The organism is Streptomyces flavotricini (assembly GCF_020639365.1).
Taxonomy (GTDB): Bacteria; Actinomycetota; Actinomycetes; order Streptomycetales; family Streptomycetaceae; genus Streptomyces; species Streptomyces flavotricini.
Map to the genome: position 1 here is coordinate 5,868,361 of NZ_JAINUL010000001.1, position 22,325 is coordinate 5,890,685.

General features: G+C 72.3%; 21 protein-coding genes. 16 read left to right on the forward strand and 5 right to left on the reverse strand.

Annotation, left to right across the window (positions count from 1 at the left end; genetic code table 11):
- Nucleotides 1-98: 98 nt before the first annotated feature.
- Nucleotides 99-365, reverse strand: a complete 267-nt coding sequence (gene rpsT / locus K7B10_RS26685) for a 30S ribosomal protein S20 (protein WP_030010251.1) — start codon at nucleotides 363-365, stop codon at nucleotides 99-101.
- 211 nt (nucleotides 366-576) lie between these two features.
- Between rpsT and lepA the strand changes: the two genes are divergently transcribed.
- The 3 genes from lepA to hemW all read left to right on the forward strand — a co-directional run bounded on the left by lepA (nucleotide 577) and on the right by hemW (nucleotide 5,894).
- Nucleotides 577-2,442 (forward strand): translation elongation factor 4, encoded by a 1,866-nt coding sequence (lepA, locus tag K7B10_RS26690; protein ID WP_229339796.1) that lies wholly within the window; start codon nucleotides 577-579, stop codon nucleotides 2,440-2,442.
- Nucleotides 2,443-2,632: 190 nt separating this feature from the next.
- Entirely contained in the window at nucleotides 2,633-4,522 is a 1,890-nt protein-coding gene (locus K7B10_RS26695) for an AMP-dependent synthetase/ligase (RefSeq protein WP_229339798.1), read from the forward strand.
- A 169-nt stretch (nucleotides 4,523-4,691) separates the two neighbouring features.
- Nucleotides 4,692-5,894, forward strand: coding sequence for a radical SAM family heme chaperone HemW (hemW, locus tag K7B10_RS26700; protein ID WP_229345433.1), 1,203 nt, complete (start codon nucleotides 4,692-4,694; stop codon nucleotides 5,892-5,894).
- 49 nt (nucleotides 5,895-5,943) lie between these two features.
- On the opposite strand, the gene K7B10_RS26705 is transcribed toward hemW, so the two are convergent.
- Together K7B10_RS26705 and K7B10_RS26710 are read right to left on the reverse strand one after the other, a co-directional pair.
- Nucleotides 5,944-6,741 (reverse strand): DUF3097 domain-containing protein, encoded by a 798-nt coding sequence (locus K7B10_RS26705; protein WP_229339800.1) that lies wholly within the window; start codon nucleotides 6,739-6,741, stop codon nucleotides 5,944-5,946.
- 28 nt (nucleotides 6,742-6,769) lie between these two features.
- Nucleotides 6,770-7,495, reverse strand: coding sequence for an MBL fold metallo-hydrolase (locus K7B10_RS26710; protein WP_229339802.1), 726 nt, complete (start codon nucleotides 7,493-7,495; stop codon nucleotides 6,770-6,772).
- Between the two features lie 155 nt (nucleotides 7,496-7,650).
- Here K7B10_RS26710 and hrcA point away from each other — a divergent pair, with 155 nt between their 5' ends.
- The 6 genes from hrcA (at nucleotide 7,651) to K7B10_RS26740 (ending at nucleotide 13,224) form a co-directional block, all read left to right on the forward strand.
- Nucleotides 7,651-8,667 (forward strand): heat-inducible transcriptional repressor HrcA, encoded by a 1,017-nt coding sequence (gene hrcA, locus K7B10_RS26715; RefSeq protein ID WP_229345436.1) that lies wholly within the window; start codon nucleotides 7,651-7,653, stop codon nucleotides 8,665-8,667.
- Nucleotides 8,668-9,807: a molecular chaperone DnaJ gene (dnaJ, locus tag K7B10_RS26720; protein WP_229339804.1), complete on the forward strand. Its 1,140-nt coding sequence runs from the start codon at nucleotides 8,668-8,670 to the stop codon at nucleotides 9,805-9,807.
- A gap of 147 nt (nucleotides 9,808-9,954) precedes the next feature.
- Entirely contained in the window at nucleotides 9,955-11,046 is a 1,092-nt protein-coding gene (locus K7B10_RS26725; protein WP_229339806.1) for a nitronate monooxygenase, read from the forward strand.
- Nucleotides 11,043-11,789: a 16S rRNA (uracil(1498)-N(3))-methyltransferase gene (locus K7B10_RS26730; RefSeq protein ID WP_229339809.1), complete on the forward strand. Its 747-nt coding sequence runs from the start codon at nucleotides 11,043-11,045 to the stop codon at nucleotides 11,787-11,789. The genes K7B10_RS26725 and K7B10_RS26730 overlap by 4 nt, the downstream gene beginning before the upstream one ends.
- Nucleotides 11,790-11,954: 165 nt before the next feature.
- Nucleotides 11,955-12,314, forward strand: coding sequence for a histidine triad nucleotide-binding protein (locus K7B10_RS26735; RefSeq protein WP_229339811.1), 360 nt, complete (start codon nucleotides 11,955-11,957; stop codon nucleotides 12,312-12,314).
- A gap of 4 nt (nucleotides 12,315-12,318) precedes the next feature.
- Nucleotides 12,319-13,224 (forward strand): ribonuclease Z, encoded by a 906-nt coding sequence (locus tag K7B10_RS26740; RefSeq protein WP_229339813.1) that lies wholly within the window; start codon nucleotides 12,319-12,321, stop codon nucleotides 13,222-13,224.
- Nucleotides 13,225-13,267: 43 nt separating this feature from the next.
- Here the strand turns inward: K7B10_RS26740 and K7B10_RS26745 are convergent, their stop codons facing one another.
- Nucleotides 13,268-14,539 (reverse strand): MFS transporter, encoded by a 1,272-nt coding sequence (locus tag K7B10_RS26745; protein ID WP_229339815.1) that lies wholly within the window; start codon nucleotides 14,537-14,539, stop codon nucleotides 13,268-13,270.
- 261 nt (nucleotides 14,540-14,800) lie between these two features.
- Between K7B10_RS26745 and K7B10_RS26750 the strand changes: the two genes are divergently transcribed.
- From K7B10_RS26750 to K7B10_RS26775, 6 genes are all read left to right on the forward strand, one after another.
- Entirely contained in the window at nucleotides 14,801-15,889 is a 1,089-nt protein-coding gene (locus tag K7B10_RS26750; RefSeq protein ID WP_229345438.1) for a carbohydrate kinase family protein, read from the forward strand.
- Nucleotides 15,890-16,039: 150 nt separating this feature from the next.
- Nucleotides 16,040-17,086: a PhoH family protein gene (locus tag K7B10_RS26755; RefSeq protein ID WP_229339817.1), complete on the forward strand. Its 1,047-nt coding sequence runs from the start codon at nucleotides 16,040-16,042 to the stop codon at nucleotides 17,084-17,086.
- A 13-nt stretch (nucleotides 17,087-17,099) separates the two neighbouring features.
- Nucleotides 17,100-17,597: an rRNA maturation RNase YbeY gene (ybeY, locus tag K7B10_RS26760; RefSeq protein ID WP_229339819.1), complete on the forward strand. Its 498-nt coding sequence runs from the start codon at nucleotides 17,100-17,102 to the stop codon at nucleotides 17,595-17,597.
- On the forward strand, nucleotides 17,594-18,898 hold the full coding sequence (locus K7B10_RS26765; RefSeq protein WP_229339821.1) for a hemolysin family protein: 1,305 nt from the start codon (nucleotides 17,594-17,596) through the stop codon (nucleotides 18,896-18,898). Before ybeY ends, K7B10_RS26765 begins: the two co-directional genes overlap by 4 nt.
- Entirely contained in the window at nucleotides 18,895-19,248 is a 354-nt protein-coding gene (locus K7B10_RS26770) for an MmcQ/YjbR family DNA-binding protein (protein ID WP_229339823.1), read from the forward strand. The genes K7B10_RS26765 and K7B10_RS26770 overlap by 4 nt, the downstream gene beginning before the upstream one ends.
- Before the next feature lie 186 nt (nucleotides 19,249-19,434).
- A complete protein-coding gene (locus K7B10_RS26775; RefSeq protein ID WP_229339825.1) occupies nucleotides 19,435-19,791 on the forward strand; it encodes a cytidine deaminase-like protein in 357 nt (118 codons plus the stop codon).
- Nucleotides 19,792-19,818: 27 nt separating this feature from the next.
- On the opposite strand, the gene K7B10_RS26780 is transcribed toward K7B10_RS26775, so the two are convergent.
- On the reverse strand, nucleotides 19,819-21,147 hold the full coding sequence (locus tag K7B10_RS26780) for an MFS transporter (RefSeq protein WP_372481469.1): 1,329 nt from the start codon (nucleotides 21,145-21,147) through the stop codon (nucleotides 19,819-19,821).
- A 71-nt stretch (nucleotides 21,148-21,218) separates the two neighbouring features.
- Here K7B10_RS26780 and K7B10_RS26785 point away from each other — a divergent pair, with 71 nt between their 5' ends.
- Nucleotides 21,219-22,244, forward strand: coding sequence for a GlxA family transcriptional regulator (locus K7B10_RS26785; protein WP_229339827.1), 1,026 nt, complete (start codon nucleotides 21,219-21,221; stop codon nucleotides 22,242-22,244).
- The last annotated feature ends 81 nt before the right edge of the window (nucleotides 22,245-22,325 follow it).

Consider the following 22,325-nt stretch of genomic DNA (forward strand, 5'->3'; position numbering starts at 1 on the left):
CCGCACCCGCGTGGCGAACGCTTCGTGTGCGGCGCGGGGTGCCGGTCAGGAGCGGGAGAGAGGGCCCGCTGGGTCCGTTCCGGCGATCACATCAGAGCTCAGCCCTGGAGGGAGGCAACCTTGGTGGCCAGCGCCGACTTCTTGTTGGCGGCGGCGTTCTTGTGGATGACACCCTTCGAGACAGCCTTGTCGAGCGCACGCGCGGCGGCGCGAGAAGCCACGGTGGCCTTCTCGACGTCACCGGCGAGGACGGCCTCGCGGGCCTTGCGGATCGCGGTCTTGAGCGAAGACTTGACGGCCTTGTTGCGCAGGCGCGCCTTCTCGTTCGTCTTGTTCCGCTTGATCTGGGACTTGATGTTCGCCACGAAAGAGCCTTTTCAGGTTCAGAGTTTGATCTTCGGATTGTGTCCCGACAGCTGAGAGGGCATACGAGACACAGCTGCCCAGGCTACCAGGCACGCTCCGACCGGCCCAAACCGAGCGCATCGCCCCGTCCATGGGACCATGGGAACCTGCGTACAGATCCGACGAGAGCCGGAAACGCTTCCGACTGCGACCCGAGAATCAGGACACTGCGTGCCCGCGATCCCCAGCCACGTGCCCGAGCCGAGCCGTACCGACCCGGCGCTGATCCGCAATTTCTGCATCATCGCGCACATCGACCACGGCAAGTCGACGCTCGCCGACCGGATGCTCCAGCTCACCGGCGTCGTCGACCAGCGGCAGATGCGCGCCCAGTACCTCGACCGCATGGACATCGAGCGTGAGCGCGGTATCACGATCAAGTCCCAGGCGGTCCGACTGCCCTGGGCGCCCACCGTGGGCGAGGGCCAGGGCCAGACGCACATCCTCAACATGATCGACACCCCCGGGCACGTCGACTTCACGTACGAGGTCTCGCGCTCGCTCGCCGCCTGCGAGGGCACGGTCCTCCTCGTGGACGCCGCACAGGGCATCGAGGCCCAGACCCTCGCCAACCTGTACCTGGCGATGGAGAACGACCTCGCGATCGTCCCCGTCCTGAACAAGATCGACCTGCCGGCCGCCCAGCCGGAGAAGTTCGCCGAGGAGCTCGCGAACCTCGTCGGCTGCCAGCCCGAGGACGTCCTGCGGGTCTCCGCGAAGACCGGTCTCGGCGTGGACGCCCTGCTCGACAAGGTCGTCGCCACCGTCCCGGCCCCGGTCGGCGTCAAGGACGCCCCCGCCCGCGCGATGATCTTCGACTCGGTCTACGACTCGTATCGCGGTGTCGTCACGTACGTCCGTGTGGTCGACGGCCAGCTCAACAAGCGCGAGCGCATCCGCATGATGTCCACCGGCGCCACCCACGAGCTGCTGGAGATCGGCGTCTCCTCCCCGGAGATGACCCCGGCCGACGGCATCGGCGTCGGCGAGGTGGGCTACATCATCACCGGCGTGAAGGACGTCCGTCAGTCCAAGGTCGGTGACACGATCACCAGCCTGCACAACGGCGCGACCGAGGCCCTCGGCGGCTACAAGGACCCGAAGCCGATGGTCTTCTCGGGCCTGTACCCGCTCGACGGCTCCGAGTACCCCGACCTGCGCGAGGCCCTGGACAAGCTCCAGCTCAACGACGCCGCGCTCGTCTACGAGCCGGAGACCTCGGCGGCGCTGGGCTTCGGCTTCCGCGTGGGCTTCCTGGGCCTGCTGCACCTGGACGTGGTCCGCGAGCGCCTGGAGCGCGAGTTCGGCCTCGACCTGATCGCCACCGCGCCGAACGTGGTCTACCGCGTCGTCCTGGAGGACGGCAAGGAGGTCACGGTCACCAACCCGAGCGAGTTCCCCGAGGGCAAGATCTCGGACGTGTTCGAGCCGGTCGTCCGGGCCACCGTGCTCGCGCCCACCGAGTTCATCGGCGCGATCATGGAGCTCTGCCAGACCCGCCGCGGCACGCTGCTCGGCATGGACTACCTCTCCGAGGACCGGGTCGAGATCCGCTACACCCTCCCCCTCGCGGAGATCGTCTTCGACTTCTTCGACCAGCTGAAGTCCAAGACCCGCGGATACGCCTCCCTCGACTACGAGCCCACGGGCGAGCAGTCCGGCAGCCTGGTCAAGGTCGACATCCTGCTGCACGGCGACAAGGTCGACGCCTTCTCCGCCGTCACCCACAAGGACGCCGCGTACGCGTACGGCGTGCGGCTCGTCGCCAAGCTGCGCGAGCTCATCCCGCGGCAGGCCTTCGAGGTGCCGATCCAGGCGGCCGTCGGCTCGCGCGTCATCGCCCGCGAGACCATCCGCGCCATCCGCAAGGACGTCCTCGCCAAGTGCTACGGCGGTGACATCTCCCGTAAGCGGAAGCTGCTGGAGAAGCAGAAGGAAGGCAAGAAGCGCATGAAGATGGTCGGCTCGGTGGAGGTGCCCCAGGAGGCCTTCATCGCCGTCCTCTCCAGCGACGAGTCCGGCGGCAAGAAGAAGTAGCCGCCGCGACCGGCGTCGTGTGAGACAAGCCCCCGCGCGGATGCGCGGGGGCTTGTTTCGTTATGAATCGGCCGCTCGCGGACCCTTACGCCCCGGCCGGTGGAGACCTAGTCTGATCACTGCTCGATGGTTACTCGCCAGTTACAAGCCCCTGAATGACACGCCCTGCCGCGTGGTCCGGAGGACGTCCGTGAGCGACACACAGACCTTGATCGAGAACCGCCCGCCCACCGTGGCGGCCCTGTTCCTTGAGCGTGTCGCCGCCACGCCGAACGCCGAGGCCTACCGGTTCCCGGTGCCCGCGGCCGGCGGCAGCGGCCCCGACGACTGGAAGTCGCTGAGCTGGGGACAGGCGGCCGAGCGGGTCTTCGGCATCGCCGCCGGCCTGCTGGACCTGGGCCTGCAGCCCGAGGACCGGGTCGCGCTCGCCTCCAACACCCGCGTCGAGTGGATCCTCTCGGACCTCGGCGTCATGTGCGCCGGCGGCGCGGTGACCACGATCTACCCCAGCACCAACGCCGAGGAATCGGCGTTCATCCTCTCCGACTCGGCCAGCCGCGTGCTGATCGCCGAGGACGCCTCCCAGCTCGCCAAGGCCCGCGAGCGCCGCGCCGAGCTGCCCGAGCTCGCCCACGTGGTGGTCGTGGAGGCCGCCGACGCGGTACCGGCCGCCGGCGATCCGGAAGGCTGGGTGCTCTCCCTCGCCGACCTGGAGGCGCGCGGCAGGGAGTACCTCGCCAAGCACCCCGAGGCGGTCAAGGAGCGGATCGCGGCCATCACCGCCGACCAGCTCGCCACCCTCATCTACACCTCGGGCACCACCGGCCGTCCCAAGGGCGTACGGCTCCCGCACGACAACTGGTCGTACATGGCCAAGGCCACCGTCGCCACCGGGATGATCTCCAGCACCGACGTCCAGTACCTGTGGCTGCCGCTCGCGCACGTCTTCGGCAAGGTCCTGACCTCCGGACAGATCGAGGTCGGGCACGTCACCGCCGTCGACGGCCGCATCGACAAGATCATCGAGAACCTGCCGGTCGTCCAGCCCACCTACATGGCGGCCGTCCCCCGCATCTTCGAGAAGGTCTACAACGGGGTCGCCGCCAAGGCCCGGGCCGGCGGGGGCGCCAAGTACAAGATCTTCCAGTGGTCGGTCGGCGTGGCCCGCGAGTACGCCAAGACCAGCCAGGACAACCACCGGCGCACCGGCAGCCCCGCGGTCCCCTTCGGCCTCGCCACCAAGCACAAGATCGCCGACGCGCTCGTCTACTCCAAGCTCCGCGAGGCCTTCGGCGGCCGGCTGCGCGCCGCCGTCTCCGGCGCCTCCGCGCTGGCCCCCGAGATCGGCTACTTCTTCGCCGGCGCCGGCATCAACATCCTCGAGGGCTACGGCCTCACCGAGTCCAGCGCGGCCTCCTTCGTCAACCCCGGCGAGGCCTACCGCACCGGCACCGTCGGCAAGCCGCTCCCCGGCACCGAGGTCCGCATCGCCGACGACGGCGAGATCCTGCTGCGCGGCCCCGGCATCATGCAGGGCTACCACCTGCAGCCCGAGAAGACCGCCGAGGTGCTGGAGGAGGACGGCTGGCTGCACACGGGCGACATCGGCGAGCTCTCGCCCGACGGCTACCTGCGCATCACGGACCGCAAGAAGGACCTGATCAAGACCTCGAACGGGAAGTACGTCGCGCCCGCCGAGATCGAGGGCCGGTTCAAGGCGATCTGCCCGTACGTGTCGAGCATCGTCGTGCACGGCGCCGACCGGAACTTCTGCGCCGCCCTGGTCGCCCTCGACGAGCCGTCGATCATGGGCTGGGCCGCCGAGAACGGGCTGGAGGGCAAGACGTACGCCCAGGTCCTGGCCGCGGCGGAGACGAACCGGCTGATCGAGACGTACATCCAGACGCTGAACGAGGGCCTCCAGCGCTGGCAGACGGTCAAGAAGTTCCGGATCCTGCCCCGCGACCTCGACGTGGAGCACGGCGACCTCACGCCCAGCCTCAAGCTGAAGCGGCCGGCCGTCGAGCGTGAGTTCAAGCACCTGATCGACGAGATGTACGAGGGCTCGCGCGAGGCGTAGCGCGGCCGCGGGCGGCGGCGCGGGCGGTACGAGGGGCCCGGGGGCGGCGGTGAGCGGCCGGGCCGACGAGGTCCGCCTCGCCCGCAAGGTGCTCGGCGACGACCCGCGGGCCGTGCGGACGGTCTTCGTGGGCGGCGGCACGCCGACGCTGCTGCCCGACGGTGAACCCATGCCCGAAGACGGCTCGCTGCCGTCGCATGCCCTGGCGGGTGCCGGGGACCGGCCGCTCGGGTTCTACCTGCACGTCCCGTACTGCGCCACGCGGTGCGGGTACTGCGACTTCAACACGTACACCGCGACCGAGCTGCGCGGTACCGGCGGCGTGCTCGCCTCCCGGGAGAACTACGCCGACACCCTGATCGACGAGGTCCGCCTCGCCCGCAAGGTGCTCGGCGACGACCCGCGGGCCGTGCGGACGGTCTTCGTGGGCGGCGGCACGCCGACGCTGCTGCCCGCCGCGGACCTCGTACGGATGCTCGCGGCGATCCGGGACGAGTTCGGACTCGCCGAGGACGCCGAGGTCACCACGGAGGCCAATCCCGAGTCGGTGAACCCGCAGTACCTGGCGGAGCTGCGGGCCGGCGGCTTCAACCGGGTCTCCTTCGGCATGCAGAGCGCGAAGCAGCACGTCCTGAAGGTGCTCGACCGCACGCACACCCCGGGTCGGCCGGAGGCGTGCGTCGCGGAGGCGCGCGCGGCGGGCTTCGACCACGTGAACCTGGACCTGATCTACGGCACGCCGGGGGAGACCGACGAGGACTGGCGCGCTTCCCTGGCCGCGGCGCTCGGCGCCGGCCCGGACCACATCAGCGCGTACGCGCTGATCGTGGAGGAGGGCACGCAGCTGGCACGGAGGATCCGGCGCGGCGAGGTCCCGATGACGGACGACGACGTGCACGCCGACCGGTACCTGATCGCGGACTCCGTGATGGCCGGGGCCGGGTACCACTGGTACGAGGTCTCGAACTGGGCCACCTCGGAGGCGGGCCGCTGCCTGCACAACGAGCTGTACTGGCGCGGCGCCGACTGGTGGGGCGCGGGCCCCGGGGCCCACTCGCACGTGGGCGGGGTCCGCTGGTGGAACGTGAAGCACCCGGGCGCCTACGCCGCCGCCCTCGCGCAGGGCCGCTCCCCGGGCGCCGGACGCGAACTCCTCTCCGAGGAGGACCGCCGGGTGGAGCGGATCCTGCTGGAGCTCCGCCTCGTGGACGGCGTCCCGCTGTCCCTGCTGGCCCCGGCCGGCCTCGCGGCCTCCCGCCGCGCCCTCGCCGACGGCCTCCTGGAGCCCGCCCCGTACGAGGCGGGCCGCGCCGTCCTGACCCTGCGCGGACGGCTGCTGGCCGACGCGGTGGTCCGCGACCTGGTGGACTGACCCCTCGGAGGAGTGAACCCGTACGCCCTCCGCCGCGGCTGGGCACCCCCTATGCCGTGACGAAGTCGATCAGCTCCTCCACCCGCCCCAGCAGGACCGGCTCCAGGTCCTTGTAGGAGCTCACGCGGGACAGGATGTGCTGCCAGGCGGCGCCGGTGTTCTCCGGCCAGCCCAGCGCCCTGCAGACGCCCGTCTTCCAGTCCTGGCCCGGCGGGATCACCGGCCACGCGGTGATGCCCAGCGCGGACGGCTTCACCGCCTGCCAGACGTCCACGTACGGGTGGCCGACGATCAGGACGTCCGACGAGGTCACCGACGCGGCGATGCGGGACTCCTTGGAACCCGGGACCAGGTGGTCCACCAGGACGCCCAGGCGGGCGTCGGCCGTCGGGGCGAACTCGGCGACCACCGCGGGGAGGTCGTCGATGCCCTCCAGGTACTCCACCACCACGCCCTCGATCCGCAGGTCGTCGCCCCAGACCCGCTCCACGAGCTCCGCGTCGTGCCGGCCCTCCACGTAGATCCGCCCGGCGCGCGCCACGCGGGCGCGCGCCCCCGGGACGGCCACCGAGCCGGACGCCGTACGCAGGGGGGCCGCGGGCGCCCGTGAGGGGCGGGTCAGGGTCACCACGGCGCCCTCCAGCAGGAACCCCCGCGGCTCCAGCGGGAACACCCGCCGCTTGCCGAAGCGGTCCTCCAGGGTCACCGTGCCCGCCTCGCAGGCCACCACCGCGCCGCAGAAGTCCGTACCCGCCACCTCGACCACCAGGTCGGTGTCCGCCGGTACCTCCGGCACCGGCTTGGGGCGCTTCCACTGCGGGGTCAGATCGGGGGAGTACTCGCGCATCCGGCCGAGAGTAGGAGAGAGTGCGGGCTCACGGGGCCGACACGCCGAACCGCCGTGCCAGTGTGTCGCGTTGCTCACGGACGAAGTCCGCGGAGACCACCGCTCCGTGACCCGGCACGTACAGGGCGTCGTCCCCACCCAGCGACAGCAGCCGGTCGATCGCCGCCGGCCACTGCGCCGGCACCGCGTCACTGCCCGCCTGGGGCTCCCCCGACTCCTCGACGAGGTCCCCGCAGAACACCGTCTCGCGCTCGCCCGGCACGAACACCGCCAGGTCGTACGGGGTGTGCCCGGGCCCGACGTTGGCCAGCAGCGCCTGCACCCCGCCCAGCTCCAGCGTCCATTCGCCCGACACGGAATGCCTCGGCACCACCAGCAGGTCCACCGCCTCGGCGGCCTCGGCCTCCGCCAGCCCCTGCGCGACCGCGCCGGCGCGCAGCTCCTCCCGGCCCGTGGACAGCTCCGCGTCCAGCCCGACGGCCCCGTACACCTCGGTCCCGGCGAACGCCGCCACGCCCAGTACGTGATCGAAATGGCCGTGCGTGAATGCGATATGCGTCACGCGCCGGCCGGTCAGCCGCTCCGCCTCGGCCCGCAGCTGCGCCCCTTCGCGCACGCACGAGCCCGGATCGATCAGGAGCACCGACTCGTCCCCCACCACCAATCCCACCGTGCAATCCCACACCGGGAGCCGTCGCCGTCCGGTCCGCCCGGTCAGCCGCTCCCAGCCCGCCTCTTCCCAACGCACGTCCATGCCGCGACGCTACCTTGGCGGGCCGCCCTTGCCAGGGCCTGACTACCCGGCCGTACACTGGCCGGGGGATCTCTGGCACTCGAACGCCCGGAGTGCCAACGAAGCAGATCAAACCGACCATGACGAGCGACGACGACCAGCTGGAGGTGTGCGCGATGCTCAGCGAACGCAGACTCGAGGTGCTGCGCGCCATCGTCCAGGACTACGTCGGGACGGAGGAGCCGGTCGGCTCCAAGGCGCTCACCGAGCGGCACCGGCTCGGCGTCTCGCCCGCCACCGTGCGCAACGACATGGCCGTGCTGGAGGACGAGGGCTACATCGCCCAGCCCCACACCAGCGCCGGCCGGATCCCCACGGACAAGGGCTACCGGCTCTTCGTCGACAGGCTGGCGGGGGTCAAACCGCTGTCGACGCCCGAGCGCCGGGCCATCCAGAACTTCCTCGACGGCGCCGTCGACCTCGACGACGTCGTCGGCCGCACCGTGCGGCTGCTCGCGCAGCTCACCCGGCAGGTCGCCGTCGTCCAGTACCCGAGCCTGACCCGGTCCACGGTCCGGCACGTCGAGCTGCTGTCGCTGGCTCCGGCCCGGCTCATGCTCGTGCTGATCACCGACACCGGCCGGGTCGAGCAGCGGCTCGTCGACTGCCAGACGCCGTTCGGCGAGACCTCGCTCGCCGATCTGCGGGCGCGGCTCAACAGCCGGGTCGTCGGGCGCCGGTTCACCGACGTGCCGCAGCTCGTGCAGGACCTGCCGGAGTCCTTCGAACCGGAGGACCGCGGCACGGTGTCGACCGTGCTCTCGACCCTGCTCGAGACGCTGGTGGAGGAGGCCGAGGAGCGGCTGATGATCGGCGGAACCGCCAATCTCACGCGCTTCGGACACGATTTTCCCCTGACGATCAGGCCGGTGCTCGAAGCGCTGGAGGAGCAGGTCGTGCTCCTCAAGCTGCTGGGCGAGGCCAACGAGTCGGGAATGGCCGTACGGATCGGGCATGAGAATGCCTACGAGGGACTGAACTCCACGTCCGTCGTCTCGGTCGGCTACGGTTCGGGCGGCGAGACAGTCGCCAAACTCGGCGTGGTCGGACCGACCCGCATGGACTACCCCGGAACGATGGGAGCGGTACGCGCAGTGGCACGTTACGTCGGACAGATCCTGGCGGAGTCGTAAGTGGCCACGGACTACTACGCCGTTCTCGGCGTGCGCCGCGACGCATCCCAGGACGAGATCAAGAAGGCCTTCCGCCGCCTCGCGCGCGAACTCCACCCGGACGTGAATCCGGACCCGAAGACGCAGGAGCGCTTCAAGGAGATCAACGCGGCGTACGAGGTGCTCTCGGACCCGCAGAAGAAGCAGGTCTACGACCTCGGCGGCGACCCGCTGTCCTCCTCGGGCGGCGGCGCGGGCGCGGGCGGATTCGGTGCGGGTGGCTTCGGCAACTTCTCCGACATCATGGACGCCTTCTTCGGCCAGGCCTCGCAGCGCGGCCCGCGCTCGCGGACCCGCCGCGGCCAGGACGCCATGATCCGCCTCGACCTGGAACTGGACGAGGCCGCTTTCGGCACGACCAAGGACATCCAGGTCGACACGGCCGTGGTCTGCACCACCTGCTCCGGCGAGGGCGCGGCCCCCGGCACCTCGGCGCAGACGTGTGACATGTGCCGTGGTCGCGGTGAGGTGTCGCAGGTCACCCGGTCCTTCCTGGGCCAGGTCATGACCTCGCGCCCCTGCCCCCAGTGCCAGGGCTTCGGCACCGTGGTCCCGACCCCGTGCCCCGAGTGCGCGGGCGACGGCCGGGTCCGCTCCCGCCGCAGCCTCACGGTCAAGATCCCGGCCGGCGTCGAGAACGGCACCCGGATCCAGCTCGCGGGCGAGGGCGAGGTCGGCCCCGGCGGCGGCCCCGCCGGCGACCTGTACGTGGAGATCCACGAGCTGTCGCACCCGACCTTCCAGCGGCGCGGGGACGACCTGCACTGCACGGTGACCATCCCCATGACGGCCGCGGCCCTGGGCACCAAATGCCCGCTGGAGACCCTGGACGGCATGGAGGAGATCGACATCCGGCCCGGCACCGGGTCCGGCCAGTCGATCCCGCTGCACGGGCGCGGCGTCACGCACCTGCGCGGCGGCGGCCGCGGCGACCTGATCGTCCACGTCGAGGTCACCACCCCGAGCAAGCTGGACGCCCAGCAGGAGGAGCTGCTGCGCCAGCTCGCCAAGCTGCGCGGCGAGGAGCGGCCCATGGGCCAGTTCGCGCCGGGTCAGCAGGGCCTGTTCAGCCGCCTGAAGGACGCCTTCAACGGCCGCTGACCGGCCTGCCGGCACACGTACGAGCCCGGTCCGGGGACGCCCCGGACCGGGCTCGCCGCATTGATCCGGACGCCGCCGGGGAAGCGGACTATGCCAGGCGAATGCCGTGATTTAGCCCGGTGAGCGGGACATGGCACGATGCAGTCCATGTCCTCCGCACCGTACGGTCTCTCCCCCCACCCGATCGTGCAGGCTCCCATGGCGGGCGGCGCCTCCTGTCCGCCGCTCGCCGCCGCCGTCTGCGAGGCGGGCGCCCTGGGCTTCCTGGCCGGCGGCTACAAGACCGCCGACGGCATGTACCAGGAGATCAAACAGCTGCGCGCGCTCACCCGGCGCCCGTTCGGCGTGAACCTCTTCATGCCGCAGACCGGGTACGTGGACCCGGCCGCCGTGGAGGCGTACCGCGGACAGCTGGCCGGCGAGGCCAGCTGGTACGAGCTGTCCCTGGCCGACGAGGACATCATCGGCACCAGCGACGACGGCTACGACGCCAAACTCGCCATCCTCCTCGAAGATCCGGTCCCCGTGGTCTCGTTCACCTTCGGCTGCCCCGCGCCCGCGGTGCTCGCCGCCCTGCGCCAGGCGGGTACCTACTCCGTCGTCACCGTCACCTCGGTCGACGAGGCCCGCGCCGCCCGGGCGGCGGGCGCCGACGCCGTCTGCGTCCAGGGCGTGGAGGCCGGCGGCCACCAGGGCACCCACCGCGACGACCCGCAGACGGACGGCACGGCGGGCGTGGGCCTGCTCGCGCTGGTGGCCCAGGTACGGGAGGCGGTGGACATCCCGATCATCGCGGCGGGCGGCCTGATGCGCGGCTCGCAGATCGCGGCGCTGCTGGCGGCGGGCGCGGAGGCGGCGCAGCTCGGCACCGCGTTCCTGGCCTGCCCCGAATCGGGCGCGCACCCGCTGCACAAGCAGGCGCTGACGGCCCCCCTGTTCCCCCACACCGAGCTGACCAGGGCGTTCTCGGGGCGGCCGGCCCGGGGCCTGGTGAACCGGTTCATGCGGGAGCACGGGCCGTACGCCCCGGCCGCGTACCCGCAGATCCACCACATGACCGCCGGCCTGCGCAAGGCGGCCGCCGCGGCCGGGGACCCGCAGGGCATGGCCCTGTGGGCGGGCCAGGGGCACCGGCTGGCCCGGGCGCTGCCCGCGGGGGAGCTGGTGGAGGTGCTGGCGGCCGAACTGGCCGAGGCCCGGTCCGCGTTGAAGTCGACGAACGACAGGAGTACGTCATGACCGCCCCCGTGTTCGTGGTCGAAGAGGTCCCCGCGGGGCCGGAGTTCGTGCTCGACGGCCCCGAAGGCCGGCACGCGGTGTCCGTGAAGCGGTTGAACCCCGGTGAGGACGTGGTCCTCACCGACGGGCGCGGTCACTGGACGGAGGGCGTGGTCAAGGCAGCCGAGGGCAAGGACCGGCTGGTCGTCATGGACCTGAACTCGATCGAGGAGGAGCCGGAACCGGCCGTCCGGATCACCGTCGTCCAGGCCCTCCCCAAGGGCGACCGCGGCGAGCTCGCCGTCGAGACCATGACCGAGACCGGCGTGGACGCCATCGTCCCCTGGCAGGCCTCGCGCTGCATCACCCAGTGGCGCGGAGACCGCGGCGCCAAGTCCCTGGCCAAGTGGCGGGCCACGGCCCGGGAGGCGGGCAAGCAGTCCCGCCGGGTCCGCTTCCCGGAGGTGGCGGAGGCCATGTCCACCAAGCAGGTCGCGGCGCTGCTGGCCGGGGCCGACCTGGCGATGGTCCTCCACGAGGACCGGGACACCCCCTCGGGGGCGCTGGCCACGGCCGAACTCCCGGCCGGCGGCTCCATCGTCCTGGTCGTCGGTCCGGAGGGCGGGGTCTCCCCGGAGGAGCTGGCCGTCTTCGCGGAGGCCGGAGCCCACCCCCACCGGCTGGGCTCCTCGGTCCTGCGCACCTCCACCGCCGGCACGGCGGCGACGGCGGTCCTGCTGGCGCGCACCGGCCGCTGGTCCTGAGCCCCGGGCCCGGGTCGCGGCCCCGAGCCCCGGCCCTTGGCCCCGGTCCCGGGTCCTCCCGAAACGCACATGAGGGCGCGGGCGGCGCCGGATACGATGCCGGGGCTGATCATCGTCGGCGCCGGCGGCCCGTCCGCCCGTGCCACTGTCTCGGAAGGCGAAGCAATGGCCGGGGAACCGCAGGCGGACTGCCTGTTCTGCAAGATCGTCGCGGGGAACATCCCGGCGACCGTGGTCCGGGAGACGGAGACGACGTTCGCCTTCCGGGACATCAACCCGCAGGCGCCCACGCACGTCCTCGTGATCCCCCGCGTGCACTACCCTGACGCTGCCTCCCTCGCCGCCGCCGAACCTGCCGTCGCCGCCGACCTGCTGCGCGAGGCCGGGCGGATCGCGGCCGAGGAGAAGCTCGACGACCACGGCTACCGCGTGGTGTTCAACACCGGCGCCGGCGCCGGCCAGACCGTCTTCCACGCCCACGCGCACGTCCTCGGCGGCCGCGGCCTCCAGTGGCCCCCCGGATAGCACCGTGTCCGTACGAGAGTTCGTGGTGCTGGGCACCGCCAGCCAGGTGCCCACCCGCCACCGCAACCACAACGGCTACCTCCTGCGCTGGGACGGCGAGGGCATCCTCTTCGACCCGGGCGAGGGCACCCAGCGTCAGATGCTGCGCGCCGGGGTGGCCGCGCACGACATCAACCGGATCTGCGTCACCCACTTCCACGGCGACCACAGTCTCGGACTCGCCGGGGTGATCCAGCGCATCAACCTGGACCGGGTCCCGCACCCCGTCACTGCGCACTACCCGGCCTCCGGGCAGAAGTTCTTCGACCGGCTCCGGTACGCCACCGCCTATCGGGAGACCGTCGAGCTCGGCGAGGAGCCGGTGGCCGCGGACGGGACGCTGGCCGAGGGGCCCTCGTACGTCCTGGAAGCCCGGCGGCTCTCGCACCCGGTGGAGTCCTTCGGCTACCGGATCACCGAGCCGGACGGGCGCCGCATGGTGCCCGAACTGCTCGCGCGGCACGGGATCAAGGGGCCCGACGTGGGGCGGATCCAGCGCGAGGGGCAGCTGGGCGGGGTCACGCTCGACGACGTCAGCGAGCACAAGCCGGGGCAGAGCTTCGCCTTCGTGATGGACACCCGGCTGTGCCCCGGAGTGGACGCGCTCGCCGCGGGCGCCGACATGCTGGTGATCGAGTCGACGTTCCTCGACGAGGACGTGGCGCTGGCCACCGACCACGGGCACCTCACCGCCGGTCAGGCGGCCCGGGTCGCGCGGGACGCGGGCGTACGGCACCTCGTGCTGACGCACTTCTCGCAGCGCTACCCGGACCCGCGGGAGTTCGAACGCCAGGCCCGCGCGGCCGGCTTCGAGGGCGAGCTGACGATCGCCGCCGACCTCGTACGGGTCCCCCTGCCGAAGCGGGGATAGGGCCTGCCCGCTCCCTGATCCGGCATGATCGGCGAGACCCCCCTTAGCGCTCGGCCTTGGCCTTCTGGCTGCGGCGGGCCGCCGGGGAGAGCAGCAGGACCCGGCGGGGCTTCCCGGCTCCGGTGGGGACCGCGGGAGCCGGGATCTCGATGCGGAGTTCCGGTTCCCCGGCCGTGGCCGCCCGGCTCCTGCCCGCGTGCAGGGCGACGGCGGTCAGCGGCCCGGCCACCGCGAGCAGCAGCCCGCCCAGGACCAGCCCCATGCCCGGGAATCCGAAGGCCTCGGCGAGCAGGCTGCCGACCACGGGCCCGCAGGCCGTGCCCAGCGAGGAGGCGGCGCCCGCGAACACCGCCCAGCGGCCGCGCGCGTCCAGGGCGGCCGCGAGGCCGATCACGTACGACAGGACGACCGGGTAGACCGCGTTCCACAGGATCTCCCCGGCCGCGAAACCGGTGAGCCCGTCCGCGGAGGAGGTCAGCACCACGCAGCCCGCGATGGCCGCCGTGCCCGCGCCGATCGGGACCGCCCGCCCCAGCCGGGTGCCGAACGCGGAGGCGCCCGTGACCCCGAGCAGGCCCGCGCCCAGTGCCACCGCGAAGACGACGCCCAGGGCGGCCTCGGACAGTCCGGCCTGCTCGGCGCCGATCCGGCCGCTGACGCCCCACAGGGCCTCCTGGGTCAGGGACCACAGCAGCAGGCAGCCCGCCAGCACCGCCCCGGCGCGCGGGTGCGGCGGCCGCCCGGAGCTCCGTACGGCAGGACCGGGGCGGGTCGGCCCGCCGAGCCGGCCGGTGGCCGGCCAGGCCAGCGCCGCGACCAGGGCGATGGCGGCGAAGGGCAGCCCGTGACCGCCGCCGAGGTGCGGCAGGGTCAGGTACAGGGCCCCGGCGGTCGCCGAGACCGACAGCAGCCCGAGCGACGAGACGCGGTGCGGATCGCGGTGCCCGGCGATCCCGGCGGCGGCCACGGCGGTGGCGGTCCCGGAGCCGAAGCCGCCGACCACCACGCCCGCGACGACCAGCGGGAGCAGCGAGGTCGAGGCCGCGGCGCCGTAGCCCAGGGCGGCGAGCAGCAGCCCGAGCCGGGCCAGCGGGCGCGACCCGAGGCGCGGGATCCGGGAAGCCAGGGTGAAGCCGGCGGTGGCCGAGCCGAGCAGCAGGGCGGTGCCGACGAGCCCGGCCTGGGCGGGGCTCAGCGGCAGATGGGCGTCGAGGCGTCCGACGACGGTGGGAAGCAGGTAGGGGGCGACGTACCCGGCCGTGAAGAGGGCCACCAGGGGCCAGGCGGCGGGCGGCGCGGAGGTGTTGTCGGACACGGCTCTTCCCGGTGGTGCGCAGGTGGGGCGGGATGTTCCGCGAGGCCGCGGTCCCCTTGTCTATCAAGTGCCCGGCGACCCGGAGAAGAGCGGCACGAGAGTGATGTGCGCCACACTGTGTTTTGGCCCTGCCCGGGGCGGGCAAGGCTGGCAGCTTTCCACCGCATGCCCGCTTGCAGAAACGAGCCTTCGCACCAGCCCGGGGAGAACACCGTGACCAGTCGGGACAGCCGCACCAGCCGCACCAGCCGCGGCGCAGCCATGGGCCCGCTCGACAGCGCGGCCGCCGCCGTGGACCCGCTCGGTCCGCTGCGCAGCCCCCTGGAGCCGGGCTTCGACGTCTACCTGACCGGCACGGTCTTCCTGGACATCATCTTCACCGGCCTCGACTCCGCCCCGGTGCGCGGTACGGAGTCCTGGGCGCGCGGCATGGGCTCCAGCCCCGGGGGCGTGGCCAACATGGCCACCGCCCTGTCCCGGCTCGGCCTGCGCACCTCGCTGGCCGCGGCGTTCGGTGACGACCACTACGGCGAGTACTGCTGGGACGCGCTGGAGCAGGGCGAGGGCATCGACCTGTCGATGTCGCGGACCATCCCCGGCTGGCACAGCCCGGTCACGGTCTCCATGGCGTACGAGGGCGAGCGCACGATGGTCTCGCACGGCCACGAGGCCCCGCCCCCGGCGGGCCCCGGGCCGTTCCCGCAGTGCCCGCCGCGCACCCGGGCGGCCGTGGCCTCGCTGGCGCAGGGCCGGACGGAGCCGTGGATCGCGGAGGCGGCGCGGCGCGGGGCGCGGATCTTCGCGGACGTGGGGTGGGACGAGAGCGGCCGCTGGGACCTGGGGGCCCTGCCCGACCTGGAGCACTGCGAGGCCTTCCTGCCGAACGCGGGGGAGGCGATGCGGTACACGCGGACCGACTGTCCGAGAGCCGCGGCCCGGGCGCTGGCCGAGAAGGTGCCGGTCGCGGTGGTGACGATGGGCGCGGAGGGCTCGTACGCGGTGGACGGCCGGACCGGGGAGACCGCGGAGGTCCCCGGGATCGCGGTGGAGGAGCTGGATCCGACGGGGGCGGGGGACGTCTACGTGGCGGGCTTCGTGACCGGCACCCTGGCGGGCTGGCCGCTGGCGGACCGGCTGGCCTTCGCGGGCCTTACGGCGGCCCTGTCGGTCCAGGAGTTCGGCGGCTCCCTGTCGGCCCCGGGCTGGCCGGAGGTGGCCCACTGGTGGCGCACGGCCCCCGAGGCCCTGCGGCCGCGCTACGGCTTCCTGGACGCGCTGGTCCCGCCGGGCGCAGAGCCCGCCTCCCGGCGCAGGGCGGTCCCGACCATCGGCTTCCGCCACCCGGTCTGACCGCGGCGGATCCGGCCGGGGCGGGGCCGGGAGAGGGCGGTGGAAAACCCCTCGGGGATGGCGTGGCGGAGTCGTACCCTTGGTACTCCGGAGGTCGTCGATCGGCGCGGCCCTTCAGCGGGAGGTATGTGCAGGCCACAGTGCCGGCCCATGACTCAGACACCCACAGCCCAGAACCCGGCGCCGGGGCAGGCGCGAGCCCACTTCACCGTTCCGGCCAGGCACCCGATGGTCGCGGTGCTCGGCTCTGGTGACGCCCTGTTGCGCGTAATCGAGAAGGCCTTCCCGAAGGCCGACATCCATGTTCGGGGCAATCAGGTCAGCGCGATCGGTGACGCGGTGGAAGTCGCCCTGGTCCAGCGCCTGTTCGACGAGATGATGCTGGTGCTCCGCACCGGGCAGCCGATGACGGAGGACGCAGTGGAACGCTCGATCGCCATGCTCAAGGCGAGCGGCAACGGCAACGGCCCGGACGAGACGCCGGCGGAGGTGCTCACGCAGAACATCCTCTCCAGCCGCGGCCGCACCATCCGCCCCAAGACCCTCAACCAGAAGCGGTATGTCGACGCGATCGACAAGAACACGATCGTGTTCGGCATCGGCCCCGCCGGTACCGGCAAGACCTACCTCGCCATGGCCAAAGCGGTCCAGGCCCTGCAGTCCAAGCAGGTCAGCCGGATCATCCTGACCCGCCCCGCCGTCGAGGCCGGAGAGCGGCTCGGCTTCCTGCCCGGCACGCTCTTCGACAAGATCGATCCGTACCTGCGCCCGCTGTACGACGCGCTGCACGACATGATCGACCCGGACTCGATCCCGCGCCTCATGGCCGCGGGCACGATCGAGGTCGCGCCGCTCGCGTACATGCGCGGCCGCACCCTCAATGACGCGTTCGTCGTGCTCGACGAGGCACAGAACACGACCACCGAGCAGATGAAGATGTTCCTGACCCGGCTCGGGTTCGATTCGAAGATCGTCATCACGGGTGACATCACCCAGGTCGACCTGCCCGGCGGCGCCAAGTCGGGTCTGCGCCAGGTCCAGACGATCCTCGAAGGGGTTCCGGACATCCACTTCTCGCGGCTCACGTCCGAGGATGTCGTCCGGCACAAGCTGGTCGGCCGTATCGTCGATGCGTACGAGAAGTACGACGACAGCCAGGACGCCCAGCAGTCCCGGAACGGCTACCAGCGGAAGTAGAACCCAGCGCACCATGTCGATCGACGTCAACAACGAGTCCGGAACCGAGGTCGACGAGCGGGCGATCCTCGACATCGCCCGCTACGCGCTCACCCGGATGCGGATCCACCCGCTCTCCGAACTGTCCGTCATCGTCGTCGACGAGGACGCCATGGAGCAGCTCCACATCCAGTGGATGGACCTGCCCGGTCCCACCGACGTCATGTCCTTCCCGATGGACGAGCTCCGTCCGCCGTCGAAGGACGACGAGGAGCCCCCGCAGGGGCTCCTCGGTGACATCGTGCTCTGCCCCGAGGTCGCCAAGAAGCAGGGCGAGGACGCCCCGACGCAGCACTCCATGGACGAGGAGCTCCAGCTCCTGACCGTCCACGGGGTGCTGCACCTGCTCGGGTACGACCACGAGGAGCCGGACGAGAAGGCCGAGATGTTCGGCCTCCAGGCGGCCATCGTCGACGGCTGGCGCGGTGAGCGCGGCATGACCGGTCCGTCCCCGGCCCCGACCGTCTCGTGACCGCCCCGCAGCTGATCACCGGCGCGGTGCTGCTGGTGGTGGTGGCCTGGTTCGCGGCGTGCGCCGAGTCCGGGATCGCCCGGATCTCCAGCTTCCGCGCCGAGCAGGCCGTACGGGAGGGGCGGCGCGGCAGCGAGAAGCTCGCGCAGGTCGCCGCCGACCCCACCCGCTACCTCAACGTGGCGCTGCTCGTGCGGGTCACCTGCGAGATGGCGGCCGGCGTGCTCGTCACGTACGTCTGTCTCGACGAGTTCGGCGACAACTGGAAGGCCTTGCTCGTCGCGATCGCCGTGATGGTGCTGGTGTCCTTCGTGGCCGTCGGGGTCTCCCCGCGCACCATCGGCCGCCAGCACCCCCTCAACACGGCGACGGCGGCCTCGTACGTCCTGGTCCCGCTCGCCCGTGTCATGGGGCCCATCCCGCAGCTGCTGATCCTCATCGGCAACGCGCTCACCCCCGGAAAGGGCTTCCGCAAGGGGCCGTTCGCCTCCGAGGCCGAGCTGCGCGCGATGGTCGACCTGGCGGAGAAGGAGTCGCTGATCGAGGACGAGGAGCGCCGGATGGTGCACCAGGTCTTCGAGCTCGGCGACACGCTGGTGCGCGAGGTGATGGTGCCGCGCACCGATCTGGTCTGCATCGAGCGGTACAAGACGATCCGTCAGGCGACCACCCTGGCGCTGCGGTCGGGCTTCTCGCGCATCCCGGTGACCGGGGAGAACGAGGACGACATCGTCGGCATCGTGTACCTGAAGGACCTGGTCCGCAAGACGCACATCAGCCGGGAGGCGGAGGCCGACCTGGTCACCACCGCGATGCGGCCCGCGGTGTTCGTACCGGACACCAAGAACGCGGGCGACCTGCTGCGGGAGATGCAGCAGGTGCGCAACCACGTGGCCGTGGTCATCGACGAGTACGGCGGCACGGCGGGCATCGTCACCATCGAGGACATCCTCGAGGAGATCGTCGGCGAGATCACCGACGAGTACGACCGCGAGCTCGCGCCCGTCGAGGAGCTGGGCGAGGACCGCTACCGGGTGACGGCGCGGCTCGACATCACCGATCTCGGCGAGCTGTTCAAGGTCGAGGACTACGACGACGAGGACGTGGAGACGGTCGGCGGCCTGCTGGCCAAGGCACTGGGCCGGGTGCCGATCGCAGGCGCCTCGGCGGTCGTGGAGCTGCCGGACGGCCGGCCGCTGCGGCTGACGGCCGAGTCCCCGGCGGGCCGGCGGAACAAGATCGTGACGGTGCTGGTGGAGCCGCTGGCGCGGGCGGCGGGCGAGGAGGGGGAGGGCGCATGACGCCGGCGGAGCTGCGCGCGTTCTGCCTGGGGTTCAACGCGGCGGTGGAGGAGTTCCCCTTCACGCCCGAGACCTCGGTGTTCAAGGTGCTGGGCAAGGTGTTCGCGCTGAGCGCGCTGGACGCCGACCCGCTGAAGGTCAACCTCAAGTGCGAGCCGGAGCAGGCGGTGCGGCTGCGGGCGGAGCACGAGGCGATCGTGCCGGGCTGGCACATGAACAAGCGTCACTGGAACACGGTGACGGTCGGCGGGCTGCCGGACGCGCTGGTGCGGGAGCTGGTCGAGGACTCCTACGACCTGGTGGTCGCGGGTCTGCCGAGGGCGGAGCGGTTGCGGCTGGACCGGCCGTGAGGCTGGAACGCGAACAGGACGAAGGTCGCGGAGTCATGTGACCTTTGGATCGCAGGCTCTGCCGACTGGGTACTTGTGTTTGGTCCAGCGTGGCACAAGATCCAGGGGGCCGCGGGGGACGGAGGGGAGAGCGTCTCGGCGGGGCCGTCGTGCGGCCCCGCCGAGACCCTCCATATGCTTTCGCCCATGACCGACAGCACCGGGATCAACCCCGAGGACAGCAAGATCATCACGCTGGCGCGCAGCGCCCGGGCCCGCAACGGGGTGCCCGAGGGCGCGGCGGTGCGGGACGAGACGGGTCGCACGTACGTCGCCGGGACGGTGGAGTTGGACTCCCTGAAGCTGAGCGCGCTCCAGACGGCGGTCGCGATGGCAGTGGCGAGCGGGGCCGAGTCCCTGGAGGCCGCGGCCGTGGTCAGCTCGGCGGAAGCGGTGGCCGACGCCGACCGCGCGGCCGTCCGCGACCTCGGCGGCGCCGCCACCCCGGTCCTGCTGGCCGGCCCGGACGGCACCCTCAAGTCCACGACCCCGGCCGGCGCCTGACCCCGGCGGGACCCGCCGCCGCCCCGGTCACGCCGTGAGGGCGGCGGGGCGGCGGCGGATCACCATCGCCATGAGCGCGGCCATCGCGCACAGCGCGCCCGAGGCGTACCAGACCAGGTCGTACGAGCCGAAGGCGTCACGGGCCAGGCCGCCCAGGAAGGCCACCAGCGCCGCGCCCACCTGGTGCGAGGCCAGGACCCAGCCGAAGACGATCGCGCTGTCCTCCCCGTAGTGCTCGCGGCACAGCGCGATGGTCGGCGGGACGGTCGCGACCCAGTCCAGCCCGTAGAAGATGATGAAGAAGACCATCGGCGGGTGCACGGACGGCGCCAGCAGCATCGGCAGGAACATCAGCGAGATCCCGCGCAGCGCGTAGTACACCGCCAGCAGGCGGCGCGCCTCGAAGCGGTCCGTGAACCAGCCGGAGGCGATCGTGCCGATCACGTCGAACACGCCGACCACCGCGAGCAGCCCCGCGGCCGCCGTCACCGGCATGCCGTGGTCGTGCGCCGCCGGCACGAAGTGCGTCTTGACCAGACCGTTGGTCGAGGCCCCGCAGATCGCGAAGGTGCCGGCCAGTAGCCAGAAGGGGCCGGTCCGGGCCGCCTTGAAGAGCACCGTCACCGCCCGCCGCGCGGCGCCGGGGGCAGGCGCGGGCTTCTCGGCGTAGGTGCCCCCGTACGGCGCGAGCCCCACGTCGGCCGGGTGGTCGCGCAGCAGCAGCCAGACGAACGGGGCGACGACCAGGGCCGCCAGCGACACCGTCACGGCCGCCGGACGCCAGCCGTGGTGCACCACCAGCCAGGACAGCAGCGGCAGGAAGACCAGCTGACCGGAGGCTCCGGCCGCGGTGAGGATGCCGGTGACGAGCCCGCGCCGGGCGGTGAACCAGCGGTTGGTCACCGTCGCCGCGAACGCCAGCGCCATGGAGCCGCTGCCCAGGCCCACCAGCACGCCCCAGAACAGCACCAGCTGCCAGGACGCCGTCATCCACAAGGTGGCCACCGTGCCGCCGGATATGACGAGCAGGGCCAGGGCCACCACCCTGCGGATGCCGAAACGGTCCATCAGCGCGGCGGCGAAGGGCGCGGTGAGTCCGTACAGCGCGAGGTTCACCGAGACGGCGAAGCCGATCGTGCCGCGCGACCAGTCGAACTCCTCGTGCAGCGGCTCGATGAGCAGTCCGGGCAGGGAGGCGAAGGCGGCGGCGCCGATGATCGTCACGAACGCGACGGCCGCGACGAACCAGGCGCGGTGGATGCGCCCGCGGGCGCCCGGGGCCGGGGCTGGGGCCGGGGCCGGGGCCGGGGGAGTGGGGGCGGGAGCGGGCTGGGGATTGGGGGCTGTCTGCGTCACGCAGACAGCTTCCGGCCGGGAGGGCCCCGTACGACAGTGGCCTGACCGACACCCTTCGATACGATTGGGCCATGGCCCCTCACCGCGTCGTCGTCCTCGCGCTCACCGGGCTGCTGCCCTTCGAGCTCGGCATCCCGCACCGGATCTTCGGCCGCGCCAAGGATCCCGCCGGAGCGCCGCTGTACGAGATCCTCACTTGCGCCCTCGTCCCCGGGCCGGTGCGCACGGACGCCGATTTCGCGGTCCACGTGGAGCACGGTCCCGAGCTGCTGGCCACCGCCGACACGGTGGTGGTGCCCGCCTCGTACGAACTGGGGCCGGTGTACGAGGAGGGCCGGCTGACCGACGAGCTCGCTGCGGCGCTCGCCCACGTCCGGCCCGGCACGCGGCTCGTCTCCATCTGCACGGGCGGGTACGTGCTGGCCGCCGCCGGGTTCCTGGACGGCCGCCCGGCCACCACCCACTGGGCGCACGCCGAGCACTTCCAGCGGCTCTTCCCGGCCGTACGGGTGGACGCCGGCGTGCTCTACACCGACGACGGGGACGTGCTGACCTCGGCGGGGGTCGCCGCCGGCATCGACCTTTGCCTGCACATCGTGCGCCGCGACCACGGGGCCGCCGTCGCCAACGACGTGGCCCGGCGGACCGTCGTACCGCCCCACCGGGACGGCGGACAGGCCCAGTTCGTCGACCGGCCGGTGCCGCAGCCGCAGCTGGCCAGTACGGCGGCGGCCCGCGCCTGGGTGCTGGACCGGCTGCACGAGCCGGTGCGGCTGGTCGACCTGGCCCGTCAGGAGGCCATGTCGGTGCGGACGTTCACGCGCCGCTTCCGGGAGGAGTCGGGGGTCAGCCCCGGCGAGTGGATCGTGGGGCAGCGCGTGGAGCGGGCCCGGTGGCTGCTGGAACGGACGGACCTGCCGATGGAACAGGTGGCGCGGGAGACGGGGTTCGGGACGGCGCAGTCGCTGCGCAAGCACGTACAGGCGGCGCTGGGGGTGAGCCCGACGGCGTACCGGCGCACCTTCCGCGCGACCGGCGGGCGGGGGAGCCTGCCATCTCCTGATGGGCCATCAGTTGATGCCGGGTCCGTGCATTGACTTCTCCCGCCCCCCGCTCGTGAATGGCCCCCTGTCGGCGCGAGGGAACCCAGGGGGCGGGCCGTGCGAACACGGGCGGGC

What these genes read in the sequence shown, in the direction of transcription:
- K7B10_RS26710 (WP_229339802.1), bottom strand. Translation starts at nt 7,495, where the DNA reads ATGGACGTGCGTTGGGAAGAGGCGGGCTGGGAGCGGCTGACCGGGCGG.
- K7B10_RS26735 (WP_229339811.1), top strand. Translation starts at nt 11,955, where the DNA reads ATGGCCGGGGAACCGCAGGCGGACTGCCTGTTCTGCAAGATCGTCGCG.
- K7B10_RS26750 (WP_229345438.1), top strand. Translation starts at nt 14,801, where the DNA reads ATGGGCCCGCTCGACAGCGCGGCCGCCGCCGTGGACCCGCTCGGTCCG.
- hemW (WP_229345433.1), top strand. Translation starts at nt 4,692, where the DNA reads ATGCCCGAAGACGGCTCGCTGCCGTCGCATGCCCTGGCGGGTGCCGGG.
- K7B10_RS26785 (WP_229339827.1), top strand. Translation starts at nt 21,219, where the DNA reads ATGGCCCCTCACCGCGTCGTCGTCCTCGCGCTCACCGGGCTGCTGCCC.
- K7B10_RS26775 (WP_229339825.1), top strand. Translation starts at nt 19,435, where the DNA reads ATGACCGACAGCACCGGGATCAACCCCGAGGACAGCAAGATCATCACG.
- K7B10_RS26725 (WP_229339806.1), top strand. Translation starts at nt 9,955, where the DNA reads ATGTCCTCCGCACCGTACGGTCTCTCCCCCCACCCGATCGTGCAGGCT.
- K7B10_RS26705 (WP_229339800.1), bottom strand. Translation starts at nt 6,741, where the DNA reads ATGCGCGAGTACTCCCCCGATCTGACCCCGCAGTGGAAGCGCCCCAAG.
- hrcA (WP_229345436.1), top strand. Translation starts at nt 7,651, where the DNA reads ATGCTCAGCGAACGCAGACTCGAGGTGCTGCGCGCCATCGTCCAGGAC.
- K7B10_RS26770 (WP_229339823.1), top strand. Translation starts at nt 18,895, where the DNA reads ATGACGCCGGCGGAGCTGCGCGCGTTCTGCCTGGGGTTCAACGCGGCG.
- ybeY (WP_229339819.1), top strand. Translation starts at nt 17,100, where the DNA reads ATGTCGATCGACGTCAACAACGAGTCCGGAACCGAGGTCGACGAGCGG.
- K7B10_RS26755 (WP_229339817.1), top strand. Translation starts at nt 16,040, where the DNA reads ATGACTCAGACACCCACAGCCCAGAACCCGGCGCCGGGGCAGGCGCGA.
- K7B10_RS26730 (WP_229339809.1), top strand. Translation starts at nt 11,043, where the DNA reads ATGACCGCCCCCGTGTTCGTGGTCGAAGAGGTCCCCGCGGGGCCGGAG.